Source organism: Microbacterium sp. KNMS (assembly GCF_053851835.1).
The window spans coordinates 1-21,296 of the sequence record NZ_JBSQBP010000009.1; the positions used below are offsets into that span (position 1 = coordinate 1).

At 69.3% G+C, this 21,296-nt stretch carries 27 protein-coding genes and 3 pseudogenes; 20 read left to right on the plus strand and 10 right to left on the minus strand.

Features of this window, described 5'->3' with window-relative positions; all coding sequences use genetic code 11:
* Nucleotides 1-139: 139 nt before the first annotated feature.
* Nucleotides 140-292 carry a hypothetical protein gene (locus ACWXWW_RS07145; protein WP_455969460.1) on the plus strand — a complete coding sequence of 51 codons (153 nt, stop codon included), beginning with the start codon at nucleotides 140-142 and terminating at the stop codon, nucleotides 290-292.
* 652 nt (nucleotides 293-944) lie between these two features.
* Here the strand turns inward: ACWXWW_RS07145 and ACWXWW_RS07150 are convergent.
* The 4 genes from ACWXWW_RS07150 to ACWXWW_RS07165 form a co-directional block, all read right to left on the minus strand.
* Nucleotides 945-1,334, minus strand: coding sequence for a helix-turn-helix domain-containing protein (locus ACWXWW_RS07150; RefSeq protein ID WP_455969461.1), 390 nt, complete (start codon nucleotides 1,332-1,334; stop codon nucleotides 945-947).
* Between the two features lie 19 nt (nucleotides 1,335-1,353).
* Complete coding sequence (locus tag ACWXWW_RS07155; RefSeq protein WP_455969462.1) at nucleotides 1,354-2,526, minus strand: low temperature requirement protein A; 1,173 nt, start codon at nucleotides 2,524-2,526, stop codon at nucleotides 1,354-1,356.
* Between the two features lie 95 nt (nucleotides 2,527-2,621).
* The gene (locus tag ACWXWW_RS07160) at nucleotides 2,622-2,951 is read right to left on the minus strand and encodes a nuclear transport factor 2 family protein (protein ID WP_455969463.1); all 330 of its coding nucleotides are present in this window, start codon (nucleotides 2,949-2,951) and stop codon (nucleotides 2,622-2,624) included.
* Nucleotides 2,952-2,965: 14 nt separating this feature from the next.
* Nucleotides 2,966-3,721, minus strand: a complete 756-nt coding sequence (locus ACWXWW_RS07165) for an SDR family oxidoreductase (RefSeq protein WP_167997760.1) — start codon at nucleotides 3,719-3,721, stop codon at nucleotides 2,966-2,968.
* Between the two features lie 64 nt (nucleotides 3,722-3,785).
* Here ACWXWW_RS07165 and ACWXWW_RS07170 point away from each other — a divergent pair, with 64 nt between their 5' ends.
* The 10 genes and pseudogenes from ACWXWW_RS07170 to ACWXWW_RS07215 all read left to right on the plus strand — a co-directional run bounded on the left by ACWXWW_RS07170 (nucleotide 3,786) and on the right by ACWXWW_RS07215 (nucleotide 9,306).
* Nucleotides 3,786-4,469: a TetR/AcrR family transcriptional regulator gene (locus ACWXWW_RS07170; protein WP_455969464.1), complete on the plus strand. Its 684-nt coding sequence runs from the start codon at nucleotides 3,786-3,788 to the stop codon at nucleotides 4,467-4,469.
* Between the two features lie 334 nt (nucleotides 4,470-4,803).
* Complete coding sequence (locus tag ACWXWW_RS07175; RefSeq protein WP_271173729.1) at nucleotides 4,804-5,085, plus strand: type II toxin-antitoxin system RelE/ParE family toxin; 282 nt, start codon at nucleotides 4,804-4,806, stop codon at nucleotides 5,083-5,085.
* Entirely contained in the window at nucleotides 5,072-5,374 is a 303-nt protein-coding gene (locus tag ACWXWW_RS07180) for a HigA family addiction module antitoxin (protein WP_271173728.1), read from the plus strand. Before ACWXWW_RS07175 ends, ACWXWW_RS07180 begins: the two co-directional genes overlap by 14 nt.
* Nucleotides 5,375-5,385: 11 nt before the next feature.
* Nucleotides 5,386-5,865 (plus strand): nucleotidyltransferase domain-containing protein, encoded by a 480-nt coding sequence (locus ACWXWW_RS07185; protein WP_455969465.1) that lies wholly within the window; start codon nucleotides 5,386-5,388, stop codon nucleotides 5,863-5,865.
* 105 nt (nucleotides 5,866-5,970) lie between these two features.
* A pseudogene (locus ACWXWW_RS07190) lies at nucleotides 5,971-6,219 on the plus strand (alpha/beta hydrolase fold domain-containing protein); the annotation flags it as partial.
* An 83-nt stretch (nucleotides 6,220-6,302) separates the two neighbouring features.
* Nucleotides 6,303-6,611 carry an alpha/beta hydrolase gene (locus ACWXWW_RS07195; RefSeq protein WP_271173725.1) on the plus strand — a complete coding sequence of 103 codons (309 nt, stop codon included), beginning with the start codon at nucleotides 6,303-6,305 and terminating at the stop codon, nucleotides 6,609-6,611.
* Between the two features lie 851 nt (nucleotides 6,612-7,462).
* Entirely contained in the window at nucleotides 7,463-8,017 is a 555-nt protein-coding gene (locus ACWXWW_RS07200; protein ID WP_271173724.1) for a GNAT family N-acetyltransferase, read from the plus strand.
* Between the two features lie 190 nt (nucleotides 8,018-8,207).
* Nucleotides 8,208-8,750, plus strand: coding sequence for a putative immunity protein (locus ACWXWW_RS07205; RefSeq protein WP_271173723.1), 543 nt, complete (start codon nucleotides 8,208-8,210; stop codon nucleotides 8,748-8,750).
* Nucleotides 8,751-8,821: 71 nt separating this feature from the next.
* A pseudogene (locus ACWXWW_RS07210) lies at nucleotides 8,822-8,935 on the plus strand (nucleotidyltransferase domain-containing protein); the annotation flags it as partial.
* 170 nt (nucleotides 8,936-9,105) lie between these two features.
* Nucleotides 9,106-9,306 carry a hypothetical protein gene (locus ACWXWW_RS07215; RefSeq protein ID WP_455969466.1) on the plus strand — a complete coding sequence of 67 codons (201 nt, stop codon included), beginning with the start codon at nucleotides 9,106-9,108 and terminating at the stop codon, nucleotides 9,304-9,306.
* A gap of 14 nt (nucleotides 9,307-9,320) precedes the next feature.
* On the opposite strand, the gene ACWXWW_RS07220 is transcribed toward ACWXWW_RS07215, so the two are convergent.
* Together ACWXWW_RS07220 and ACWXWW_RS07225 are read right to left on the minus strand one after the other, a co-directional pair.
* Complete coding sequence (locus ACWXWW_RS07220) at nucleotides 9,321-10,229, minus strand: alpha/beta hydrolase (protein WP_455969467.1); 909 nt, start codon at nucleotides 10,227-10,229, stop codon at nucleotides 9,321-9,323.
* Between the two features lie 103 nt (nucleotides 10,230-10,332).
* Entirely contained in the window at nucleotides 10,333-10,749 is a 417-nt protein-coding gene (locus ACWXWW_RS07225) for a VOC family protein (protein ID WP_455969468.1), read from the minus strand.
* Between the two features lie 106 nt (nucleotides 10,750-10,855).
* On the opposite strand from ACWXWW_RS07225, the gene ACWXWW_RS07230 reads away from it, so the two are divergent.
* A complete protein-coding gene (locus ACWXWW_RS07230; RefSeq protein WP_455969469.1) occupies nucleotides 10,856-11,890 on the plus strand; it encodes a helix-turn-helix transcriptional regulator in 1,035 nt (344 codons plus the stop codon).
* Nucleotides 11,891-11,930: 40 nt separating this feature from the next.
* Here ACWXWW_RS07230 and ACWXWW_RS07235 read toward each other — a convergent pair whose 3' ends face one another.
* Entirely contained in the window at nucleotides 11,931-12,365 is a 435-nt protein-coding gene (locus ACWXWW_RS07235) for a MarR family winged helix-turn-helix transcriptional regulator (protein ID WP_455969470.1), read from the minus strand.
* Nucleotides 12,366-12,463: 98 nt separating this feature from the next.
* Here ACWXWW_RS07235 and ACWXWW_RS07240 point away from each other — a divergent pair, with 98 nt between their 5' ends.
* The gene (locus tag ACWXWW_RS07240) at nucleotides 12,464-13,024 is read left to right on the plus strand and encodes an NAD(P)H oxidoreductase (RefSeq protein WP_455969471.1); all 561 of its coding nucleotides are present in this window, start codon (nucleotides 12,464-12,466) and stop codon (nucleotides 13,022-13,024) included.
* A gap of 57 nt (nucleotides 13,025-13,081) precedes the next feature.
* Here the strand turns inward: ACWXWW_RS07240 and ACWXWW_RS07245 are convergent, their stop codons facing one another.
* Nucleotides 13,082-13,585, minus strand: a complete 504-nt coding sequence (locus ACWXWW_RS07245) for a carboxymuconolactone decarboxylase family protein (RefSeq protein WP_324014442.1) — start codon at nucleotides 13,583-13,585, stop codon at nucleotides 13,082-13,084.
* An 88-nt stretch (nucleotides 13,586-13,673) separates the two neighbouring features.
* On the opposite strand from ACWXWW_RS07245, the gene ACWXWW_RS07250 reads away from it, so the two are divergent.
* The gene (locus ACWXWW_RS07250; protein ID WP_455969472.1) at nucleotides 13,674-14,543 is read left to right on the plus strand and encodes a sigma-70 family RNA polymerase sigma factor; all 870 of its coding nucleotides are present in this window, start codon (nucleotides 13,674-13,676) and stop codon (nucleotides 14,541-14,543) included.
* 62 nt (nucleotides 14,544-14,605) lie between these two features.
* Entirely contained in the window at nucleotides 14,606-15,115 is a 510-nt protein-coding gene (locus ACWXWW_RS07255) for a pyridoxamine 5'-phosphate oxidase family protein (RefSeq protein WP_455969473.1), read from the plus strand.
* Between the two features lie 19 nt (nucleotides 15,116-15,134).
* On the opposite strand, the gene ACWXWW_RS07260 is transcribed toward ACWXWW_RS07255, so the two are convergent.
* Nucleotides 15,135-16,061: an alpha/beta fold hydrolase gene (locus ACWXWW_RS07260; RefSeq protein ID WP_455969474.1), complete on the minus strand. Its 927-nt coding sequence runs from the start codon at nucleotides 16,059-16,061 to the stop codon at nucleotides 15,135-15,137.
* Between the two features lie 58 nt (nucleotides 16,062-16,119).
* Here ACWXWW_RS07260 and ACWXWW_RS07265 point away from each other — a divergent pair, with 58 nt between their 5' ends.
* From ACWXWW_RS07265 to ACWXWW_RS07275, 3 genes and pseudogenes are all read left to right on the plus strand, one after another.
* A complete protein-coding gene (locus ACWXWW_RS07265) occupies nucleotides 16,120-16,737 on the plus strand; it encodes a TetR/AcrR family transcriptional regulator (RefSeq protein WP_271173713.1) in 618 nt (205 codons plus the stop codon).
* A pseudogene (locus tag ACWXWW_RS07270) lies at nucleotides 16,737-16,949 on the plus strand (putative quinol monooxygenase); the annotation flags it as partial. The gene ACWXWW_RS07265 and the pseudogene ACWXWW_RS07270, both read left to right, overlap by 1 nt.
* Nucleotides 16,950-17,111: 162 nt before the next feature.
* Nucleotides 17,112-17,654, plus strand: coding sequence for a mismatch-specific DNA-glycosylase (locus tag ACWXWW_RS07275; RefSeq protein WP_455969534.1), 543 nt, complete (start codon nucleotides 17,112-17,114; stop codon nucleotides 17,652-17,654).
* Between the two features lie 15 nt (nucleotides 17,655-17,669).
* On the opposite strand, the gene ACWXWW_RS07280 is transcribed toward ACWXWW_RS07275, so the two are convergent.
* Nucleotides 17,670-19,550 carry a penicillin-binding transpeptidase domain-containing protein gene (locus ACWXWW_RS07280; RefSeq protein ID WP_455969475.1) on the minus strand — a complete coding sequence of 627 codons (1,881 nt, stop codon included), beginning with the start codon at nucleotides 19,548-19,550 and terminating at the stop codon, nucleotides 17,670-17,672.
* Between the two features lie 136 nt (nucleotides 19,551-19,686).
* On the opposite strand from ACWXWW_RS07280, the gene ACWXWW_RS07285 reads away from it, so the two are divergent.
* Complete coding sequence (locus ACWXWW_RS07285) at nucleotides 19,687-21,003, plus strand: cytochrome P450 (RefSeq protein WP_455969476.1); 1,317 nt, start codon at nucleotides 19,687-19,689, stop codon at nucleotides 21,001-21,003.
* Complete coding sequence (locus ACWXWW_RS07290) at nucleotides 20,978-21,295, plus strand: hypothetical protein (protein ID WP_455969477.1); 318 nt, start codon at nucleotides 20,978-20,980, stop codon at nucleotides 21,293-21,295. The genes ACWXWW_RS07285 and ACWXWW_RS07290 overlap by 26 nt, the downstream gene beginning before the upstream one ends.
* Nucleotide 21,296: the final 1 nt, after the last annotated feature.

The following is a 21,296-nucleotide window of genomic DNA, read 5'->3' on the forward strand; positions in this document are numbered from 1 at the left end:
TCGTCCGTGATGACATCTCGCGACACGACTCAAGAATCACCCAAAGGCTCCACACCCACATTCAGCAACACGGCCTAACTCCACCGGTGGGTGCTCCTCATGCGAAGGACACGGCGTCATCGACACCGACCTCGCATTCATGGACGGCGTGCTCACCCGTTGTGAAGCCTGCGACGGGCGGCGATTCACGCCCGAAGCGCAGCGCCACCACGTCCAAGGCCGCAACATCGCCGACGTCTTCGAGATGAGCGTCACCGACGCTCTGAACTACTTCACGTCGAGAAGCCGCTGATGGATCCGCACCACCGTGTGCCGCTGCTTCCTCGGCGCAGACAGATCAGCCCGCAACCAGCCATCGATCACATCCGTGAACGGATCCAGCCGCGAAGCCCGCCGAGGCAACGCCTTCCGCTCACCAGGCCAGGCTGACTCGAGCGCGGCGGCGACGGTGCGGAACCCGACGCCGTACTTGCGTTGCAACGCACGCTTCGAGAGGCCATCACGAGCATCACGCCGGATCGCCGCGTACAGCCCAACTCGAGAATCTCTCACCGACACCACCCCGCGTCACCACGGGCGATGCCCCATCATCCACCCAGCACCCGGGTGCTGTCGAGACTCACCGACATCCAAACCCCTCCTGGCGCGAGTGCTGTCGGTTCTCACCGACATGTGCTGTCAGGACTCACCGACAGAGTCAGAGAATGTTCCGCCAAGGTACCGCCCGTAGGCGTCGATCCCCATGATCTTGCGTCCGGGCCAGTGCTTGGCGTCGGTGAGCCCAGGCCACTCGATCGACAGTTCAGGGTCGAATGTCGCCCCGTGAACCTGTGTCAGCGGTATCGACAGCTCGCTCTAGAGCGTGCCGAGCTCGCGGATCCCCTGGATCCGCACGACGAGTTCGCCATCCTTGATAGTCACATCGGCCATCTTCTTCTCCTTCTTCAGTCGGTTGCGCGGGTCAGGAAGTCAATCCTGCACGTTGGAGCAGTCGGGAGTACACCTGATCGGCGACCGAAGACGGCTGTGCCTCCATTGCCGCTACGGTGCGCTTCGAGATCTCCGCCACCAATGGGTCCGTCGCAGCCCGCTCCCTCAGAGCCACGATGAGCAGATCTGTCACGAGGCTTCGATCTGCGCTCGTCTCGGTCGACCTTGAACGCCTCGCGGAAAAGCCCTGCCTTGCTGCCGAATGCTCCATAGAGGCTTCCCCTCTGCAGCCCCGTCGCGTCCACAAGTCGATTCACGCTGCACGCTTCGAAGCCGTGCTCGGCGAAGGTGCGCGCGGAGGACAGCAGCACCTCGTGCCGATCGAACTGCGCAACCCCGACCATGCCATTCTTGAATGACCGGTCAAGTTTGCTGTGGAGAGTCCTCTTGCGCCTGGCGTCGCGCGGTGTAGGCCGTGTGTGCTGCGAGGGTGGCGGTCACGGCGAGCACGGCGACGCTGAAGGCGCTCACTGGGAGGTGTCTGGCCAGCGGCATCGCGACGAATGTCAGCACCATGAGCACGGCGGCGGCGATGAAGCGGGATCGGGTGAGGCGTCCGAAGCGGGATCGGAGGAAGAGGATGTTGCCGACGAGGTAGACGAGCGGTCCGGCCGATGTCACCAGGACGGTGGCAGGGGTGAGGTGGTCGTGCGAGAGTCTCAGCTCGATCGACACCGCGACGAGGATTGCGCCGAGGACCATGAGCGCGTGAGCGTACGCATACGCCGAACGCAGTGCCGCCGTCGAGGAATCGCCGCCGCGAGTCTCCGGGCCTGCGAGTGCGAAGTAGTTCCACCAGAGGACGAACAGCGACGCGAAACCGATCACTGCGCTCAAGGCAAGTGATCCAGTGAGCTGTCCGCTGGCGACGATGCTACCGCCCATGAGCAGAATCGACTCTCCGAGCGCGATGATGAACACGAGGCGGTTGCGTTCGGCGAGGTGGTCGGCATCGGTGTCCCAGTGCTCCATCGGAGCGGAGCCGAGCCCCGGGATGCGGTACTGCGCGAGGGGCGCGGCATAGTCGACCACGACCGCAACCACCCACAGGGCGAGTCTCGATTCTGCGGGCAGTGCCGCCCCGAGCACCCAGAACACACCCGCCAGGAGGGTCCACAGCAGCAGCATCCGGTAGTTGGCCGCGAGACGGTGACCGCGGTACGCGATCATCATGAAGACCGGGCGGATGACGCCCATGAGCAGGTAGCAGCCGACGAAGAGCCAGGCCGCATCCTCGAACGCACGTGGGATGGCGATGGACACGCCCAGCGCCGTGAGCATGAGCACTCCGCAGAGCAGTTGGACCTGTGTGCGACCGGGGTCGAGCCAGTTCATCGCCCAGGTCGTGTAGTTCCAACCCCACCACACCGCGGCGAACACCACGACGGTCTGTGCGGCCCCCTCCCAGGAGAGATGCTCGATCAGCACGTGCGACAGCTGGATGATCGCGAAGACGTAGACCAGGTCGAAGAAGAGCTCGACGGGGCCCACCTCGGAGCGGCGGTGCCCGGGGCGGGCGAGTGCAGCGGCGGCCATCGGGGATACCTCCGGGTCGTGGGAAAAGCTGTGGTGGCGCACCTCGAGCGGGCGTCCGGATGCTAGACGCCCGCTCGAGGTGCGAAGAAGCGTTCTCAGCCCTCGCGGATGGTCATCTTCGCGAGCTTGTCGCCTGCGATGTCGAAGATGAACGTGGAGCGTCCGTTGGCGTAGTTCGAACGCCAGTCGCCGACGACGGTGATCGTGCCGCCCGCGACGTCGACCTCCTCGACGGCGAGCGTGCCGCGCGCCCCGATGAACTCCTTGTCGCTCCATCGTTTGATCTCGTCGCGTCCTGTGAACACGCGGCCCCAGTCGTCGACCGCGCCGTCCGGGGTGAACGCTCCGAGGAACGCCGTCTCGTCGTGTCGGTTGACGGCGTCGATGAACGACGACACGGGCTCGGGGATCGTCAGGTCCGTCATCTCATCCCTCCCTGTCAGCGAGTGGTGTAGCCGCCGTTGGCGAAGATCGTCTGCCCGGTGATCCACCAGCCCTCGGTCGCGAGGAAGCGCACGATGGGTGCGATGTCCTCGATCTTGGTCAGCTGGTTCCCCATGCCCTGCGACTTGTGGAACTCGACCCGCTCAGGGGTCTCCTGCCCGTAGAAGAACGGGGTGTCCATCGGCCCCGGCGCGATCGCGGTGACCGAGATGCCCCGCTCAGCGAACTCCTTCGCCGCTGCACGAGTGAAGTGCTCCACAGGGGACTTGCCGCCGGCATAGGTCGAGTACCCGTCGGTGAACGCCGCGAGCAGCGAGGTGACGATCGTGATGACCTTCCCGCCGTCGGCGAGCTTCCTGCCGGCCTCCTTGATGAAGAAGTACGCGGCCTTGGAGTTGATGTCGAACATCGAGTCGTACTCGTCTTCAGTCGTCTCGACGATCGGCTTGCGCAGCACCTTGCCGACCGTGTTCACGGCGACGTCGATCTTCCCGATCGCCGCCTCCGCATCGGCGAACAGCCGCTCGACGTTGGCCGGGACGGTGAGATCACCCTGGAACATCGCGCCCTTGACCCCGGCGGCCTCGACAGCGGCAAGGGTCCGCTCAGCGTCCGGGCGCGTCGAATCGGAGTTGTAGTGGATCGCGACGTTCGCCCCGGCCTCGGCCGCCTGGCGGGCGATCAGGCCGCCGAGGTTCTTCGCGCCCGCGGCGATGAGGACGTTCTTTCCTGCGAGAGTGTGCTCGGTCATCGTGCTTCCTCTGTGTCACCAGTATGTATCAATGTAGCGTGGCTACACACGGTACTATAGCGACATGATGGAGATGGCGTCGAGTGATACACGGGAGAGGCTGATCTCCGCTGCCGCTGACCTCATCGCCGCCTCGCCCGGCGAGGGCTTCTCCCTGCGCGCGGTATGCGACGCGGTGGGCGTGAAGATGCCGACCCTGTACCACTTCTTCGGCTCCAAGCAGGGGTTGATCGACGCCGTCGTCGAGCACGGCTTCGACCTCTACCTCGGCGAGAAGGCGGCGATGGAGTCCTCAGGAGACCCGATCCAGGGCATACGGGCCGGATGGGATGCCCACGTCGCATTCGGCCTGACCAACCCGGGCTTCTACACCCTCATGTACGGCAAGGTCAGCCCGGGTCACTCGCCCGCCGGCCAGTCGAGAGCGAACGAGATACTGAAAGGGCTCACCTCGCGGGCCGCTGATCAGGGTCGCCTGGCGGTGTCGCCGGATCAGGCCGCAGCCCATGTCCTCGTCTCGAACATCGGCGTCACCCTGCGCCAGATCATCCTTGCGCAGCCGGACCCGGAGCTGAGCCACGCTGTGCGCGAGGGAGTGATGGCGGCGATTACCGGCACGGCGACCGGACAGGGAGACGCCCTCAACGCGGCGATCGAGGTTGCCGCTGCACATCCACACATCCTGGGCGCCACCGAGACTCAGCTGCTCGTCGAATGGCTGGGCAAGTTGAGCAGGGAAGTCTCCTGACCGCCCGCATTGATCGAGAGGCGAGCACACGTTCGACTCCACAGCGCCTCGCCGTGGACGCCGCCGACGCCCTCGAGGTCTCGCGGCGGTCCTGGCCCGTAGCGCCGACCTGCAAGTCCGTGACGGTCCACGATCGAGGCCAGGCCCGCGGATCGGAGGCGCCCCAACGGCGTGCATAAGGAGCGGAAGTTGGCCGAGGTCCCGGACTCCGTCACGGGCGAGCTACGGAGCCACCGGGGCGCGAGGTCAACAAACATTCGCCAACCGTGGCGACGTGGTGGAGTTCCGGTTTAACGTGTAGCGTTATTAACGTGCGACGTTATACACTGGACGGGTGATCAGGTCGTTCGGGGACAAGGACACCGAACGATTCTGGCGACGGGAGCGGGTGCGCTCGATCGATCCTCGGATCCATCGGGTCGCCCTCCGCAAGCTTCGTCAGGTGGGAGCCGCGGAGTCGCTCGATGACCTTCGGGTGCCGCCAGGGAACAGGCTCGAAGCACTGAAAGGCGACCGAGCCGGACAACACAGCATCAGGATCAACGACCAGTGGCGGATCTGCTTCACGTGGACCGACGCCGGACCAGAGGAGGTGGAGATCGTTGACTACCACTGACAAGCTCGCGCCGATCCACCCGGGCGAGGTCCTCATGGAGGATTTCGTCGAGGCCTTCGGCATCACCCAGAACAAGCTCGCCGTCTCGATCGGCGTGCCCCCGCGGCGGATCAACGAGATCGTCCACGGCAAGCGCGCGATCACGGCGGACACCGCACTGCGGCTCGGCAAGTACTTCGGTACGTCCGCCCAGTTCTGGCTCAACCTGCAGGCGCAGTACGATCTCGACCTCGCAGAGGATCGCGCAGCTGAGCAGATCGACGCCATCGCGCCGCTGCAATCCGCATGACCTTCAGCGGGATGGACGCCGCTGAGGTCGTCCGAGTCGTTGGCTGGCTCGAGGAGCGATCAGTCGTCTATCAGGTCAACGGCGGATGGGCCGTTGACGCTCTGCACGGTTCCCAGACCAGATCGCATGGTGATCTGGATGTGTTCGTCGACTCGACGACGGTCGACGCCCTCATGGAATGGTTGCTCGGTCGCGGATACAGCATCGTGGAGGACTGGCGTCCGATCCGAGTTGAGCTGCGCGCCGGCGACAGGGCGGTCGACATCCATCCAATGGACGTGGACTGTGTCGGGGACGGGGTCCAGCAGGGCTTCGGTGAAGACACGTTTGTCCACCGAGCGCGCGAGCGCGCGGTCGGAGTGATCGGAGATCGCCCGGTGGTTGTCGCGTGCGCCGCGCGACTCATGGCGCTGAGGCTCGGTTACGACCTCCGCCCGGAGGACCGCCACGATCTCGACGTGCGTGGCAGGTTGGTCGCCGACCACTCTTGAGGTCCGTGGCGGGCAGTTGACGCAGATGGTTGTCCGTGCCGGAACTCAGTGGAGAAGAGCACCGAACCCGTTGGCGATCTCGTCTACATCCACGGCGGCGCATACGTGCACCCCCTCGTCAAGCCGCACTGGCACATCATCGAGCGTCTCGTCGAGCACACCGCGATGCGCATCACCGCCCCGCTGCACGCGCTCGCGCCCGAGCACACCGGTGACGAGGCGTACCCGAAGTTGCACCGCGTGTACGACACCGTTGTCGCGTCCGGGCTTCCACTCGTGATCGCCGGCGACTCCGCGGGCGCTGCCATCGTGATGGCCTACACCCTGCGAGCACGCGACGAGCACCAGACCGCGCCGGCCGCCGTGCTGCTGTTCTCGCCGTGGGTCGATGCCAGCATGACCAACCCTGAGATCGTCGCCATTGACCCCGCGACCCCATGCTCGGGAGCGACGGCCTCCGCTGGGCCGCCGACCGCTGGGCCGGCACCCGGCCGACGACCGACCCGTGGATCAGCCCGATCAACGACACGCTCGAGGGCCTGCCACCGATCGCGGTGTTCCAGGGCGGTAATGACATGTTCGCTCCCGACGCACAGTGCTTTGTCGACAAGGCCGTCGCCGCCGGCACGCGGGCGGGGCTCCACCTCTACCCCGACGCGTTCCACGTCTTCGTCGGCGTCCCGCAGCTCCCGGAAGCCCGCGAAGCGCTCAGCTGCGCCGCCGAGAAGATCGCCAACGCCACGTGAACGGGCCCGCCGGTGATGCAGATGGTCGTACGTGCCGGAACTCGGTGGAGTTCCGCTTCAACGTGTAGGCGCTGTTGACGCGTTGCGTTATCCCCTGGTCGAAGGTAATCGGGTGGTTCGCGACGTACTTCGGCACCTCGGCGGAGTTCTGGATCAACCTGCAGGGGCACGACGAGCCGGACCGCGCCGAGGATCAGTCAGGGAGCAGATCGCAGCGATCACGCCGCTGAAGGTGGCGTGCGCGACTGTTCACTACTGCGAGAGGGGACTCCAGCGCGGTCAGCGACCTCGGCGGTGATGGCCTCGTGGGCCTGCAGTTGCACGGCCCTGCCGGGAGCTCGCGGGAGCCGTCGCCCACGGCGCATGCACTGAGGCGGCATCGAGCTCTCCTCGTGGATCAGGGTGGGTACGGTGCGAGAGTGTGGCTTCCCTATGATCTCTCGCGCGATGAACGTCCAATCGGTCGCGCCGTCGATGCCTTCGACGTACCTCGCGTTGATCTCAGTTCGCTCTGGACGATGGTCCTCGCCGCTTCGATGAGAGCGTGATCGTCCGGTGCCCGGCTGCGGACCCCTGCGACGCGGTCTGCGCTTGCGAGCATGTCTACGGTCATGACAGCGGCGACGTGGGGAGTCCGGCGCGTTGTCCCCAGAACTGACCCGGTCTGTCATCGATGCCACATCCCGGGCTGAGTTCCCAGAAGTCGGCGGGTGCACTCAATCGTCACGCAGAAGCCGGATGGCCCTCCACAGCGTCAGTCGGACTGGGCGACCCGAGGTTGTTCCGTAAAGCAATTGGATGAGTTTCAGTACTCGAACTAAACTCTGCTGCTTCGAAGGAAGGTCTGGATCATGGTGGTTTCTGAAGCGAATTCGCTCGTGTTGCACAAACTCGCGACGTCTGATCGACAGGAGTTCGTGACGCGCCTTCAAGGCTCTTTCGATGTCGGTGCGGCGGCGTATTTTGACAATGACTCAAGTGATCCAGTGATTTCTGAAGCGGAGATCTATCAGTCGATGGATCACCCCGGCGCCGATACATGGGACGTTCGAGAAGGCGGGAATGGCGTAGGCGGCGCTGTCGTCTCGATTAAGGAGGGTGGTCTCGCCGCTTCGTTGGACCTGTTGTTCATCGATGCGGGGGAGCACGGGCGGGGACTCGGCTCGGAGCTTTGGGCGGCCATTGAGGCGCATTATCCGGGGGTCAGGGTTTGGAAGACCATGACACCGTACGACGATACGAGGAACATCCACTTCTATGTGAACAAATGTGGCTTCCGCATCGTGGAGTTTTTCCATCCGGGTCACCCCGACCCGCATGACACTTCCCCCGCTGCAGGAGCGGAGGAACGCTCCATTCCGGATCTGATGTTCGCGTTCGAGAAGAATCGGTCGCCACTGATGTGACCAAGCCCGGGCCCGCGTCATCGCCGTTGAGTCGCGGGTCGGCGATGACCCGCACAAAGGCGTCTCGGGAAGAGCCTGGCGATAAGAAGGTGCACGACAGTACGGATGGGTTGACGTCTGAACCGAGCCGCGCCGTGAAGGCTGAGCAATTCAACCTCAGCGCGTCGCCCGCGTCGGATATCCTCGCCGGGTGGTGTCGAATCAGACATTGAGCGACTCCGACCGGCGCGTGCTGGCGCGGTGGGCGCTGTCCTGCGCTGAGCGGGTGCTCCCGCTGTTCGATGCCGACGACGTGGCGCGAGATGAGATCCTTGATGCCGTCGCCCGCACTCGTGCCTACAGCGCCGGGGACAGCAGTGCTGGGCAGGAGATCCGAAAGCGCCTCGTCGCTCTGAAAGCGGCACGCGCAGCGACCACTTCCGCGGGAGTGGCGGCCGCTCGCGCCGTCGGCCAGGCGGCGGCTGTCGCCCACATGGCCGCTCACGCGCTGGGCGCGGCGGCGTACGCAGCGAAGGCGATCTCGCTTGCGCACCCCGAGCAGCCGGAGCTGGTGCAGGAGGAAGTGCGCTGGCAAGTGGCGGACCTCAGCGAGCGCGAGCGTGAGGCGCTGCGTCTGCTCCCGCCCCTCGGCGCCGACCCGTCAGGTCCGCTCGCAGCTGGACTTCTGTCCCGCGGCGTGCTCGGATCGACGATTCGCCAGATCCAAGCGCAGCTCGGCGAGACGGTGGGGTGAGTTCCCGCACGACGAGTGTCGGCCTCCCGAGGCCGTCGTGCGAGAGCGGCTGTCGTGACGGACTTCGTTGAATGCGCACGAGCACTCGTGCGCGCCGACTACCCGCAGGCGTCTGCGGCGTCCTCGGGGGGAGCGCTGCGTCCGGGAGAGCGACCGAGACCTCGGACCTGGACATTCTCGTGGTGCTGCCCGGCGAATGGTCGACGACGACGGCGTTCGTTCAGACCACCACGCACAATGGGCGCTTGGTGGAGGCCTTCGTCTACGGCCCGGACGCGCTGCAGGTCTGGTTGGACATCGAGCGCGCCGGTACAGCCTCTCGGCGCTCGTCGGCGCTGAGCTGGCCCTGTGCTCGATGCCCGCCTGGGTCGGGACCGGGAAGTGGCTCCTGCGCGAGCTGCGCGCGAACCAGGATCCCTTCGGTCTTGCCGCCTGGGTCGACCGCGGGGCGGATGATCACGCCGCGCTTACAGGCATGTGCCGCGCAGTGCTCGACTCCGTGGGGGGATACCTGCAGGACGGCTTCATCAGGGGCGAGAAGCCGAGCAGCCTGTAGCGCAGTCGCAGCGTTCAGCGAGACGTCGGCTCAGCGCGCTCCAGCAGACCGTGCATCCTCATCCAGCTCACGAACGAGCCGAACCAGTCCGTGCTGGTCGTCTCCTTCGGATACATGCCGAAGCCGTGGCCGCCTCGCTCATAGAAGTGGAGCTCGACCGGCCGCCCCGCAGCGCGCCAGCTCTCGACGAGGGGAAACCCCCTCGGGTCCATCAGGCCATCGTCCGCGGCGAGCGCGATGAACAGCGGCGGGGCGTCCTCAGGGACGTCGAAGGCCGTGAGCGGGCCGTAGACATCGCCGATGAACGCCGGCTTCGCATCCCCGCCGACAAGGGCCGTTGCGACCGTCAGCATCGCACCCGCGGAGAAGCCGACCATGCCGACGCGCGCGGGATCGATCATCCACTCGTCCGCGCGGCTTCGCACGAGCGCGAATGCGGCGCGAGCGTCGGCGATCTGCGCATCGAGCCCGCGGAGCGCCGTGGCCGGGTCATGCCGGTCCGACAGGCGCGGTGCGGCCAGCATCGCCCTGATCGCCGCGTCGAAGTCGTCCAGATCCTCTGGAGTCGGCTTGAGACGGTACTTCAGCACGAAGGCGGCGACGCCACGGTTCGCGAGCGCGCGAGCGACGTCCCACCCCTCGTTCTCCATGGACAGCGACATGAATCCGCCGCCCGGAGCCACGATCACGGCGGTGCCCGTCGCCGTGGCCGGGTCGGGCAGGAACGGCGTGAGGGTGGCGGTGCCGACATTGCGAGCGAACATGCTTCCGTACTGGCTGTGCCACGCCTCGGGTGCTGAAGCCTCCGGCAGCTGTCCCGTCCCGAGTTCGATGGCGTCGGGCTGCTCGGGGATGGGGATCGGCGTCATCCCGTGCTGCGCGGACGCGGCAGGCGCGTCGCCGGTGGCCGAGGTGGTGGTCATGAGCTCTCCGATCGGACGAGGCGCCGGAAGAACGCGGCTTCCGCGCTCGGCGCCGAGCATAGCGCCCGTGGTGGCGTTCCGCGCCGAGGGAGGAGGCGCGCCTTCAGCGCTCGGCGCCGACGTCCTTCGCGAAGCGCCGCCGGCCCGCTTCGCTGATCGGCGTGAAGAGGTTGATGAGGTTGCCGTCCGGGTCGCGGACGAGCAGCGACCGGTTGCCCCAGGGCATGTCCGTCGGCGCGTTGACGAACACCTCGACGACGTCCTGAACGGCCCGGTAGGTCGCGTCCACGTCGTCGACGAGGAAGTCCAGCACGACGCTGCGGTTCGCGTGGGCCTCGGCGGCACCGTCTCCGAGCAGGTGCACGGTCGCGGAGCTCGCGATGGCCAGCGTGCCGGATGGCGTCCGAAGCTCGGCGAACATCGGGTGGAGCCGCTCGGCGGCTGCTCCGGTGACTGCTTCGTAGAACGCGACGAGAGCGTCGACGTCGTCGGTGATGATGCGGGTGGCTGCCAGCTCCATAGCCTTCTCCTTCTGTGATGTCCGTGGCCGACGCACTCGGCCACGGACATGACGCTACGAGCGATACCGGGCGCAAAGTGTCCTGTATGCGGAGGACAATGGATGGATGGCCGACACGACCGCTCGCGCCCTGCGCCTGCTCGACCTCCTGCAGTCCGCGCACCAGCGCACGGTCGGCGAGCTGGCCGATCGGCTCGGCGTCGATGAGCGGACCATCCGCAGGGACATGGCGCGGCTGGTCGATCTCGGGCTGCCCGTGGAGACGCTGCGGGGGCGCTACGGCGGCTATCGACTGGCGCCGGGCGAGCGGGTCCTCCCGCTCATGTTCAGCGCCGAGGAGGCGGTGGCTGTCTATCTCGGGCTCGTCCGCGCCCAGGCGGCGTCAGGTGAGCCCGAGATCGCCGCGCAGACGGCCCTCACCAAAATCCGGCGAGCGCTCCCGGCCGCGGAGGCGGAGCGGGTCGACGCCCTTCTCGGTGCGACGATGCGCACCCCTCAGGGCGGTGCCGCTGCTCCCGATCCTGCCATCACGCTGACCCTGGCGGAGGCCGTCGCGTCTCGGCGGGCGCTCGATCTCCGGTACGTCAACCGTCACGGCGCGCTCTCCCGACGAGTGGTCCATCCGCATGGCCTGGTGGCGCACGGGGATCGGTGGTATCTCATCGCCTTCGATACGGATCGGGAGGAGGAGCGGACCTTCCGCGTCGACAGGGTTCGGTCAGCTCGATCTCTGCGCGAGACCTTCGCTCCGCCGCGCCGGCCGGATGCCGAGGGCCTGCTCGATCGGTTCGCCGACGCGGACTACCGGTGGGAGGTGGTGCTGCGCATCCGGGCGACCGAGGATCGCATCCGACCTCACCTGCCGCGGAGCGTGGCCCGGCTCGAGCGGCTGGACGACGGAGAGGGTGCGACCGAGGACGGCCTGCCCTGGTATCGGGCGGAGATCCATGCCGAGAGCCTCGACTGGCTGCCGCCCGTGATCGCGGCCCTCGACGGCGAGGTGACGATCGACGGCCCGGACGAGCTGCGCGACCGCGTCCGGGCTGCAGCGGCGAGGATGTCGCGGGCCGCGGGCCGCGGGCTGAGCGCTGTCGGGCTGCGAGTCGGGGAGGGGCGGATGGCTCCTGCCGGTGCGACGTGACGAATCCTCGGGCCACGCCGCCGTCTCAGCCCGCGCGGCGTCAGGCCGAGGCTCGTCCGAGTGCCTTGTGCAGGAGCTGGGCCAGCTGGCTCTGCTCGTCAGCGCTGAGTCGGGAGACGGCTGTCCTCGCGAACGCGAAGCTCTGCTCGAAGGCGGCGTTGAGGCTTTCACCGGACGGCGTGCGGATGAGCAGTCGAGACCTGCGGTCGTCGGGATTCGCGTGGCGCTCCACCAGTCCTCGCGCCTCGAGTCGGCCGACGATCTGCGTGATGTTCGATGCGTCGCATTCGAGTTCGTCGGCGAGTTCGCGCATCCCGCGCGGCGTCGAGATGCGTCCGAGCACGCATGCCTGGGCGACGCTCATCTCGTGCTGCGCGGCCGCGATCTCATAGGCCCTGTCGTAGGCGTCGACGAAGTCGAACATCGCGCGCTCGGCGTCCGTCGATGCCGACACGGGTCCTGACGGAGCTGCCATGCGCCGAGCATAACACTTGATCCAATCAAGCAAATGTGCCACGGTAATGCTTGAGCCGATCAAGTATGCGGTGCCACCGCCGAAGGGAGTCGAGATCGATGCACGCGCTCGTCGTCGTCGCACATCCACGCCGTGATTCGCTGACCGCCGCCACGGCGGCGCGCGTTCGGGACACGCTCTGCGCCGAGGGCAGCACGGTGGACGTCCTGGATCTGTATGCGGAGGGCTTCGATCCGTCGCTGCGCACCGCGGACGAGCCCGACTGGGCCGATCACACGAAAGAGTACTCGGCGGAGGTCCGGGCGCACATGGCTCGCATCGCCGCCGCGGACCTCGTTGTCGTCGTCTTCCCCGTGTGGTGGTTCGGTCTGCCTGCGATCGCCAAGGGCTGGGTCGATCGGGTGTGGAACCGGGGGTTCGCCTACGAGCCGTCGACTCTCCACGGCACGCGCATGCTCTGGATCGGCCTGGCCGGCGCCTCGTCGGCGTACTACGCGCGCCACGGATTCGACACGGCGCTCGATGTCCAGCTGCGGGTCGGCATCTCCGAGTTCTGCGGGATCCGCGACGCCCGTGTCCACCTCATCTACGACACCCTCGACGAGCCCGACGCGGCGCGCGTGGATGAGATCGTCTCGTCCGCCGCGCTCGCCGCGTAGGGGGATGCGCCGCAGGTCAGGGCCGCGCCGCCGTTCACGCGGCGCGGCCCGGCGTGCTCAGCGCCGCCCTGCGGGCTGACGGATGGCTGCGTTGATCCGGTTCCAGACGTTGATCGCGCCGATCTCGAACAGGAGCGCCGAGATCTGGCGAGCGTCGAACAGCTCGGTCATGCGCGACCAGAGCTCGTCCGAGATCGGGTCGTGGTGATCGGCGAGGCGGGTGATCGCCTCCGTGAACTCGAGCGCGACCCGCTCTCGCTCGGTGAAGTACGGCGCATCGCGCCAGGCGGCGACCGAGTGGATCCGCTCGGGCGATGCGCCGTCCTCGCTCATCTCGCGTGCGTGGTCGACCGCGCACCAGCTGCAGCCGTTGATCTGGCTCGCGCGCAGGCAGAGCAGATGCAGGAGGGGCTCGGGCAGTCCTGCCGAGCGGGCGACGCGGTTCAGCCCGGTGAGGGCATCGAGCCCGCCCTCCAGGAGGAAGGCAGGATGGGGCATGCGCGCCTTGTGCGCCACGACGGCGTCGGCGTCGGCGGGGGTGAGCAGAGCGGTGTCAGTCATGGTGGTCTCCTCGTATCGCATCTGTGCTGTCACACCGCCGCGTTTCGGGCGGTCAGTAGAGTGACCCGCCGAACAGAGGGAATGTGACATGACCGATCAGAACGACCTCGCCATCCGCTTCGAGGAGCACCGACCGCGGCTCGCACGGCTCGCCCAGCGCATGCTCGGATCCGCCTCAGACGCCGACGACGCGGTCCAGGAGACGTGGCTTCGCGTGTCACGCGCAGGCGACGATGACGTCGACAACTTCGGCGGCTGGCTCACGACCGTGACATCGCGCGTGTGTCTGAATGCGCTGCGCGCTCGCGCGACCCGCAACGAGATCGCGTACGAACAGGGTCTGCCCGATCCCGTCGTGGACACGGACACTCCGGAGGGCGCTCCGGATGTCGCGGCGCAGCTGTCAGACGCCGTCGGCGCCGCTCTCATGCTCGTCCTCGATCGGCTCAGCCCCGCGGAGCGCGTCGCCTTCGTGCTGCACGACTCCTTCGACGTCCCCTTCGAGCAGATCGCGGAGCTTCTCGAGCGGTCTCCCGCGGCAGTGCGCCAGCTCGCGTCCCGTGCACGGCGTCGTGTGCAGGCGGCGGGAGGAGGTGGCGACGCGGACCCGCGGCGGCAGCGGACCGTCCTCGATGCGTTCTTCGCGGCGGCCCGCGCGGGCGACCTGCCGCGTCTCATCGCCGTGCTCGATCCCGACGTCGTCCTCCGCGCGGACACGGCGACCTCGCCCCTCCGTGTGGTGCGCGGTGCCGAGGCGGTCGCGGGCAACGCGATGATGTTCGCGAACCCCGACGCGCGGCTCGTGCCCGTGCTCGTCGACGGACGGCCGGGCGTCGTCATCGAGGTGGGGGAGCGTCCGGTGTCGGTGATGGCCTTCTCGGTGGCCGGCGAGCGCATCGTCGCCATCGACGCCTACGCGGGGCCCGCTCGTCTCGCGCGAATCGAGCTGCCCCGGTGAGCGCGCGGTCCACTTCGCGCGTCCGGCGAGCCCGGCGCGCTCTCCTCGAGCGGATCGGCGCGGTGGTGCGCCGCCGGGGCATCCGCGCGCACCGCGCATCCGTCGACGTCTGGCTCGACGTCGCCCGCGCGACGATGCGCGCTCGCTACTGCCTGTGCATCACCGACGCACCGGGTGGGCCGCGGGCCCGCGCTGTGCAGCCCTTCCGGCCCGATGACGACCTCGTCGTGCACTTCGGGACGTCGCCGCACAGTCGGAAGGCTGCCGAGATCCGCCGGAGCGGAAGGGTCGTCCTCTCGTACCTCCGTGAACGCGACGGTGCCTGTGTCACCGTCCGATGTGCGGCGGAGATGCTCGAGGACGCGGCCGCCCGCCGCCGCTGGTTCATGCCGTTCTGGCGAGCCTTCTGGCCGGCAGGACCGGACGACCCCGCGTTCGTCGTGGTCCGGTGCGTCGCCTTCGAGATCGAGCTCTGGGACGCGCGGCGACGCGTCGCACCACCGCCGTTCGGCCTCGCGCAGGCCCGCCTCGTGCGCGATCCCGGCGGGGAGTGGCGCATCGCGGCGGCGTGAGCGGCGCGCCGCGAGCCGATCAGCGGATGGCGTCCGCGACGGCGTCGGGATGGTCGAGGTGGGGGATGTGCCCGGCGGCCGGCACGACGACGACGCGGGCCGCGCTCATCTGCGCGGCGAGGGCGCGTGCGACGTCGGGGGAAGCATGGATGTCGGCATCGCCCCACACGAAGGCGGTCGGCACGTCCGCGGCGACCAGGACAGCGTCCACGCGCGCCGCCGGCTTCCAGCCCCGCGCGTCGGCGACGGAGCGGATCACCGCTCGGCTCGCCTCTCTCGCGCCCGGGAGGTTCACGCCCGCGAGGGCGACCGCGAGCACATCGTCGGCGATCCGCGCGGGGTCGGCCACGTAGGGCCCGAACATCCTTCTGCGCACGGCCTCCGGATCGCGCAGGGGCAGGCGCGAGACCGCCTTGCCCACGCCGGGGACCGTCCACAGGCGCAGGAAGAGCCCGATGTCCGCGAACAGCCCGCCGGCGCTTCCCGCCAGTGTGAGTCCCGCCACGCGATCGGGGTGAGCGGCCGCGAACCGGATCGTCGCGAAGCCGCCCATCGAGCAGCCGACGAGGCGGACGCGAGCCGCCCCGAGGGCGTCGACGACGTCGAGCAGCCAGCTCGCGCAGGCGCGTCCCCAGTCGTCGATCGGGGAGGGGAGCGGATCCGAGAGGCCGAAGCCCGGCGTGTCGACGATCGCGACCCGACCCGTGACGCGCGGCGCGACGTCCGCCCACTCTGCGCTGTTCCCCACGCCGCCGTGGACGAAGACGGTGACCTCGTCGTCGCCGCCGGATGACAGGAGATGGATGCGGCTCCCGTCTCTGCGGATGACCTGGTGCTCGTCCAGCTCGAGACCGCGACGCGCGAAGAGCTCGCGCCGGAGGAGGCGGAAGCGCTCGAGGCGCCCGCCGAAGGCGTGCTGTCCGACCGGGGAGAGAGTGGGGTCCACGATGACCTCCCGAGTTTCATTACAACGTAACGTAACGATGTGACGATAGTCTGTCAAGGTGGGACGACCCAGACGGTACGGCGCCGAGACCGAGGCGGACCTGCTCGAGGCGGCCGAGCAGGTGCTTGAGGAGGGCGGGCTCGCGGCTCTGTCGATGCGCGCCCTCGCCGAGCGGACCGGCGTCACGACGCGTGCGATCTACAGCGTGTTCACCTCCAAGGGCCACCTCCTCGCGCGGCTCGCGGCGCGAGGGTTCGACATGCTCGGGCGCCGCGTGGCCGAGCTGCCCGTCACCGACGACCCGGAGGCAGACCTCGTCGAGGCCGGACTGGCGCTCCGCGCGTTCGCCGCGCGTCATCCGGCCCTCTACGCTCTCGCCTTCGGTCTCGACCGCCCCACGGCAGACGACGCGCCGTCGGCGGAAGCGGCGCGGGGTGAGGCGCTCGCCGAGCTCCGGGCACGCGTCGCGCGGGTCGGCGGCTCGGTCGACGAACCGGAGCTGGGGGCGCAGGTCCGCGCGTTCCACGCCCTCTGCGAGGGGCTCGCGGCGCTTGAGCGCCGGCGCGCTCTGCAGGGGGAGCAGGCCTGGCGCACGGCGCTCGCGGTCTGCGTCCGCGGCATCGCAGCCCCGCGTCCGGGCCTCGCGGACGCGCGCTCGTCTGGCCGGGGCGCCTGATGCCCATCGTCCTCACGGGACACCTCCTCTGCGCGACGCCCGCCGAGGCCGAGCGCGTCGAGCGCCACCTTCCCGCGCATCTCGCGACGACCCGCGCGGAGCCGGGGTGCCTCGCGTTCCACGTGCGCCCGACCGCGGACCCCCTCGCGTGGCAGGTCGATGAGGTGTTCGCGGACGAGAGCGCCTTCGCCGCCCATCGGTCGCGGATGGCCCAGAGCACCTGGGCGCGCGCGACCGCGGGGATCGAACGCCGCTACGTCACGCGCGAGGGCGTGCCGCCCGTGCTCGGGGAGCCGAGGCGTCCGTCGCCACTCGGCGGGCGGCGGCCGCGTGCGGACGACCTGCGGCGATTCGCGGCGGATGACCCGCAAGCGATGGACGATGTCCTGTCGGCGGACCCAGAGGCCCTGCGGATGCTCATCGTCGGAATCAACCCTGGCCTCTGGACCGCTGCGGTCAACGCGCCGTTCGCCCGTCCGGGCAACCGGTTCTGGCCGTCACTGCAGCGCGCCGGTCTCACGGACCGCGTGGTGGACGCATCGACAGGGCTGTCGGGTGAAGACGAGCAGCAGCTGCTCGTGCGCGGGATCGGCATCACGAACCTCGTCGGCCGCGCGACCGCCCGCGCGGACGAGCTCAGCCGTGACGAGCTGAGGGAAGGCGGTCGCCGCGTCGTCGCGCAGGTCGCGCGCCTCCGGCCCCGCGTCGTCGCGGTGGCGGGCATCACGGCCTTTCGCGCGGCGTTCTCGCTGCCGAAGGCCAGGCTCGGAGCGCAGGACCCGCCCCTCGCCCGGGGATGGCCCGACAGCGTGGCGCTCTGGGTCGTTCCTCAGCCGAGCGGGCTCAACGCGCACGAGACGATCGACTCGCTCGCGGCGAAGTGGCGCGAGGTCTGGGCCGCGGCGGCCCGAGCCTGATCGGGCCGCCGCGGGTCACCAGCGTTCGAAGAAGGCCCGAAGCAGCGGTCCGGCGGTCTCGGCGCCCGACTCCCCGTCCTCGACGAACACGGCGACCGCGAGGTCGCCGTGCGTGCCGACCATCCAGCTGTGCGTGGGGTGCGAGCCATCCTCGCCGGGCTCGCCGTACTCCGCCGTGCCCGTCTTCGCACCGACCTCGCCGATGCCGTTCAGGAAGGTCGCCGAGCCCTCGGTGACGACCGCGCGCATGAGGGTCTGCAGCGCGGTCGCCTCGTCTGCCGTGAGCGGATCCGCCGGCTCGGCGTCGCCCGTCCGGTCCGCGATCAGATGCGGCACGACCGTCTCGCCGGCCTGGATGGACGCGGCGACCGTCGCCATGGCCAGGGGCGTGGCGATGATGCGCCCCTGTCCGATGAGGTCGGCCGCGCGCTCCGTCTCGCTCTCGGGCTCGGGAACCCGGCCGAGCCCGGCCGGGTAGCCGAGGTCGATCTCGGAGCCGAGCCCGAGGGACGCGGCAGCGGAGGCGAGCGCGCCGTCGGCGATCCGGTCTCGAGCGCCGATGAGCGCCGTGTTGCAGGAGTTCGCGATCGCGGTGCGGAAGGTCACGTCGCCCAGCGCCGAATCCGGGTAGTCGTCGTAGTTCTTGAACGTGAAGCCGTCGACCTCGATCGTCTCGGGGCAGGACAGCACGTCGTCGAGAGCGACGCCGGATCGCAGGAGAGCGAGCGACGTCACGAGCTTGAAGGTCGAGCCCGGGGCGAACTCGCCGGTGGTCGCGAGATTGAGGCCCGCATTGCCCTGGCCATTCGCCGCCGCGAGGATCTCGCCGGTGGACGGGCGGATGGCGACGATCGCGCTCCCCGGCGCGTCCTCGCCGCCGAGGCCGCCGAGGATCTCCTCCGCGTGCATCTGCATGGCGGGATCCAGGGTGAGCGCGAGCGGCTCACCGTCCTCGCCCGGCCACTCCGCGAGCGTGCGCCGCTCGTCCTCGGCGCCGACCGCTTCGATGACGGTGGTCGGCGTTCCGCGAAGCTGACGGTCGTGCTGCGCCTGCAGGCCGGAGAGCCCGACCTCGTCGCCAGCTCGCACGGCGCCCTCGGAGTCCTCGACGATCTCGGCCGTCGCCTCGCCGACGGTGCCGAGGATCTCGCGCGCGAACGTGCGCGTCGGCGCGAGCGGGATCTCGTCGGGCACGACGAGTGCGCCGGGGATGCTCGAAAAGGCGGGATCGACGTGCTGATCCTCCTCGCCCTCGCGCACGACGATCGCCTGCACGAAGGCCTCAGGGCCGGCGCTCTCCGCGGATGCCCGGAAGGCGGCGGGATCGATGCCGACGGCGGACGCGATCCGCTCCGCCGAGGCGCCGACCTCCTCCGCCGGGATCGCGGTCTTGTCGAGGCCATACCGGCCGACCGGGCGGTCAGTGACGATGGGGGCTCCGTCACCTCCCAGGACCTCGGCGCGCGGGGAGAAGGTGCGCTGGATCTCGATCCGATCATCCGGTCCGAGTTCGGGGATGAGCGTCTCGGGCGTCCAGTCGACGGCCCATTCGTCCTCGCCTTCCACGAGGGCGGCCGTCGTGTCGTAGGTCCACTCGTGGCCGTCGACATCCCAGCTCCAGTGCAGGGCGACGGTCGCCTCGGCGCCGTCCCGCTCGACCTCGTCGGCGGACACCTTCACCGCGTAGTCCGCGAGCGGGGCGATCTGCTCGTCGAACGCGGTGGCCGCGTCCGGCTCCGTGAGCGCGACGCCGTCGAGCGTCCGCTCGGACAGGGCCTGGGCGAGGTCGTCCGCCGCGGCGCGGGCGGCGTCTTCGGCGCCGTTCGTGCACGCGGCCAGAGGGAGCAGCAGCGCGAGGAGCGCAACGGCGGCGCCGCGTTTCGGGGAGAGGGGCATGGAGCAGTGGTCCTTCCGAGCGAGCGGGCGTCCTCCGTCATCCTGCCATGTGGATATGACGCGTCCTCCGATAGCACACCGCCATGCTCGGCGCCGCCCCCTGGAGGGGCGCGTTGATCCCTGAGACGGTGGGAGCATGCGGACATCTCGACTCGGCAACCTGCTGCACGACGACTCCCTGTCCTTCCTCCTGCGCGGGTACGACTTCGGCTCGCACATCTGGAGCCGCGTGCGCGACGGTGCGCGGTCCGCGCCGATGCGGCTCCTCGGCGACGAGACGCTCTTCGTGCGCGGCCCCGAGGGCGTCGCGGTCTTCTACGACGAGAGCCGCATCGCGAGGCACGGGGCGATGCCCGCGATCGTGCAGGAGTCGCTCTTCGGGCACGGCTCCGTGCACAGTCTCGACGGCGCGGCGCACCGGCATCGCAAGGCGACCTTCGTCGACGTCGCCTACGAGGACGCGCAGGTGGAGAGGTTCGGCCCGCACCTCGAGCGCGAGTGGCGCACCGAGCTCGAGGCATGGCGCGACGGCGGCACGCGCTCGGCGTACGATGCCGCGGTCGGCGCGTTCGGGCGTGCGTCGATGCGATGGGCGGGGCTGCCCGGCACGGCCGACGCCCAGACGCGGTGGGCGGGGCGGCTCGCCCAGATCGTCGACGGGTTCGGCTCGCCCTACTCGCCTGCCTATCTGCTCGCGCTCGCGAACCGGCTCTGGTCGGATCGCCATGCCGAGCGGCTGATCGCGGCTGTCCGCGCCGGCGAGCTGAAGGCCGAGACGGACACCGCGCTGCGCGCCTGGGCGGACCACCGGGAGCCGGATGGCGCACCCCTGCCTGCGCGCACGGCCGGCATCGAGCTGCAGAACAGCATGCGGCCGATGATCGCGGTCGCGCGCTTCGCCGCGTTCGCCGCGAAGGAGCTGCACGACCGACCCGCGTGGCGCGAGCGCATCGCGGAGGAGACGCGAGAGCGGGGCTCGCTCGTGGGCGGCCTGCTCGCGACGATGTTCGCGCAGGAGATCCGGCGCACCGCGCCGTTCGTGCCGATGCTCCCCGGCTGGGCCATCGCCGACGTCGAGCTCGACGGCCGCCGCGTCGCCGCAGGCGGACGCGTCGTCCTCGACATCCTCGGGACGAACACCGACGAGCGCTCGTGGGAGCGCGCCGACGAGTTCGATCCGGAGCGGTTCGCGGGCGTCGAGGACTACGAGGCCCTCGCCGCGTTCGTGCCGCACGGCGGCGCGGATGTCGCGACGGGGCATCGGTGCCCCGGTGAGAAGCTCGCGATCGCCGGTCTCGCGACCGCGATCGCCGCTCTCAGCGACCCGCAGGTGACCATCCTCGGCTCCGGACTGGAGGTCAATCGGAGGAGGCTCCCGACGATGCCCGCGTCGGGCGGGCGCGTCCGGCGCTGCCCGTTCCACTCCGGTGCGGCGGGACCCGGGCCGGCGTAGCCTCGATCGAGGCCGGGCCCCGCTCATCCATCTCGACCCCGCGGAGATCCCGGCGGTCCTCGCCGAGTTCGAGCGTGCTCTGACGCCGGGAGGCTCGCTGCTCATCGGGCTCTTCGACGGGGCCGACATCGAGCCGTTCCCGCACAAGGTCGTGACCGCGCACCGGTGGCCGGCCGCCGAGATGCGGCGCGCTCTCGAGGCGGCCGGGTTCGCGGTCACCGACATCGAGCAGCGGGCCGATCCGGGCGCGAGGCCGCATGCGGCGATCGTCGCCGTGCGCCCGCGGCGCTGAC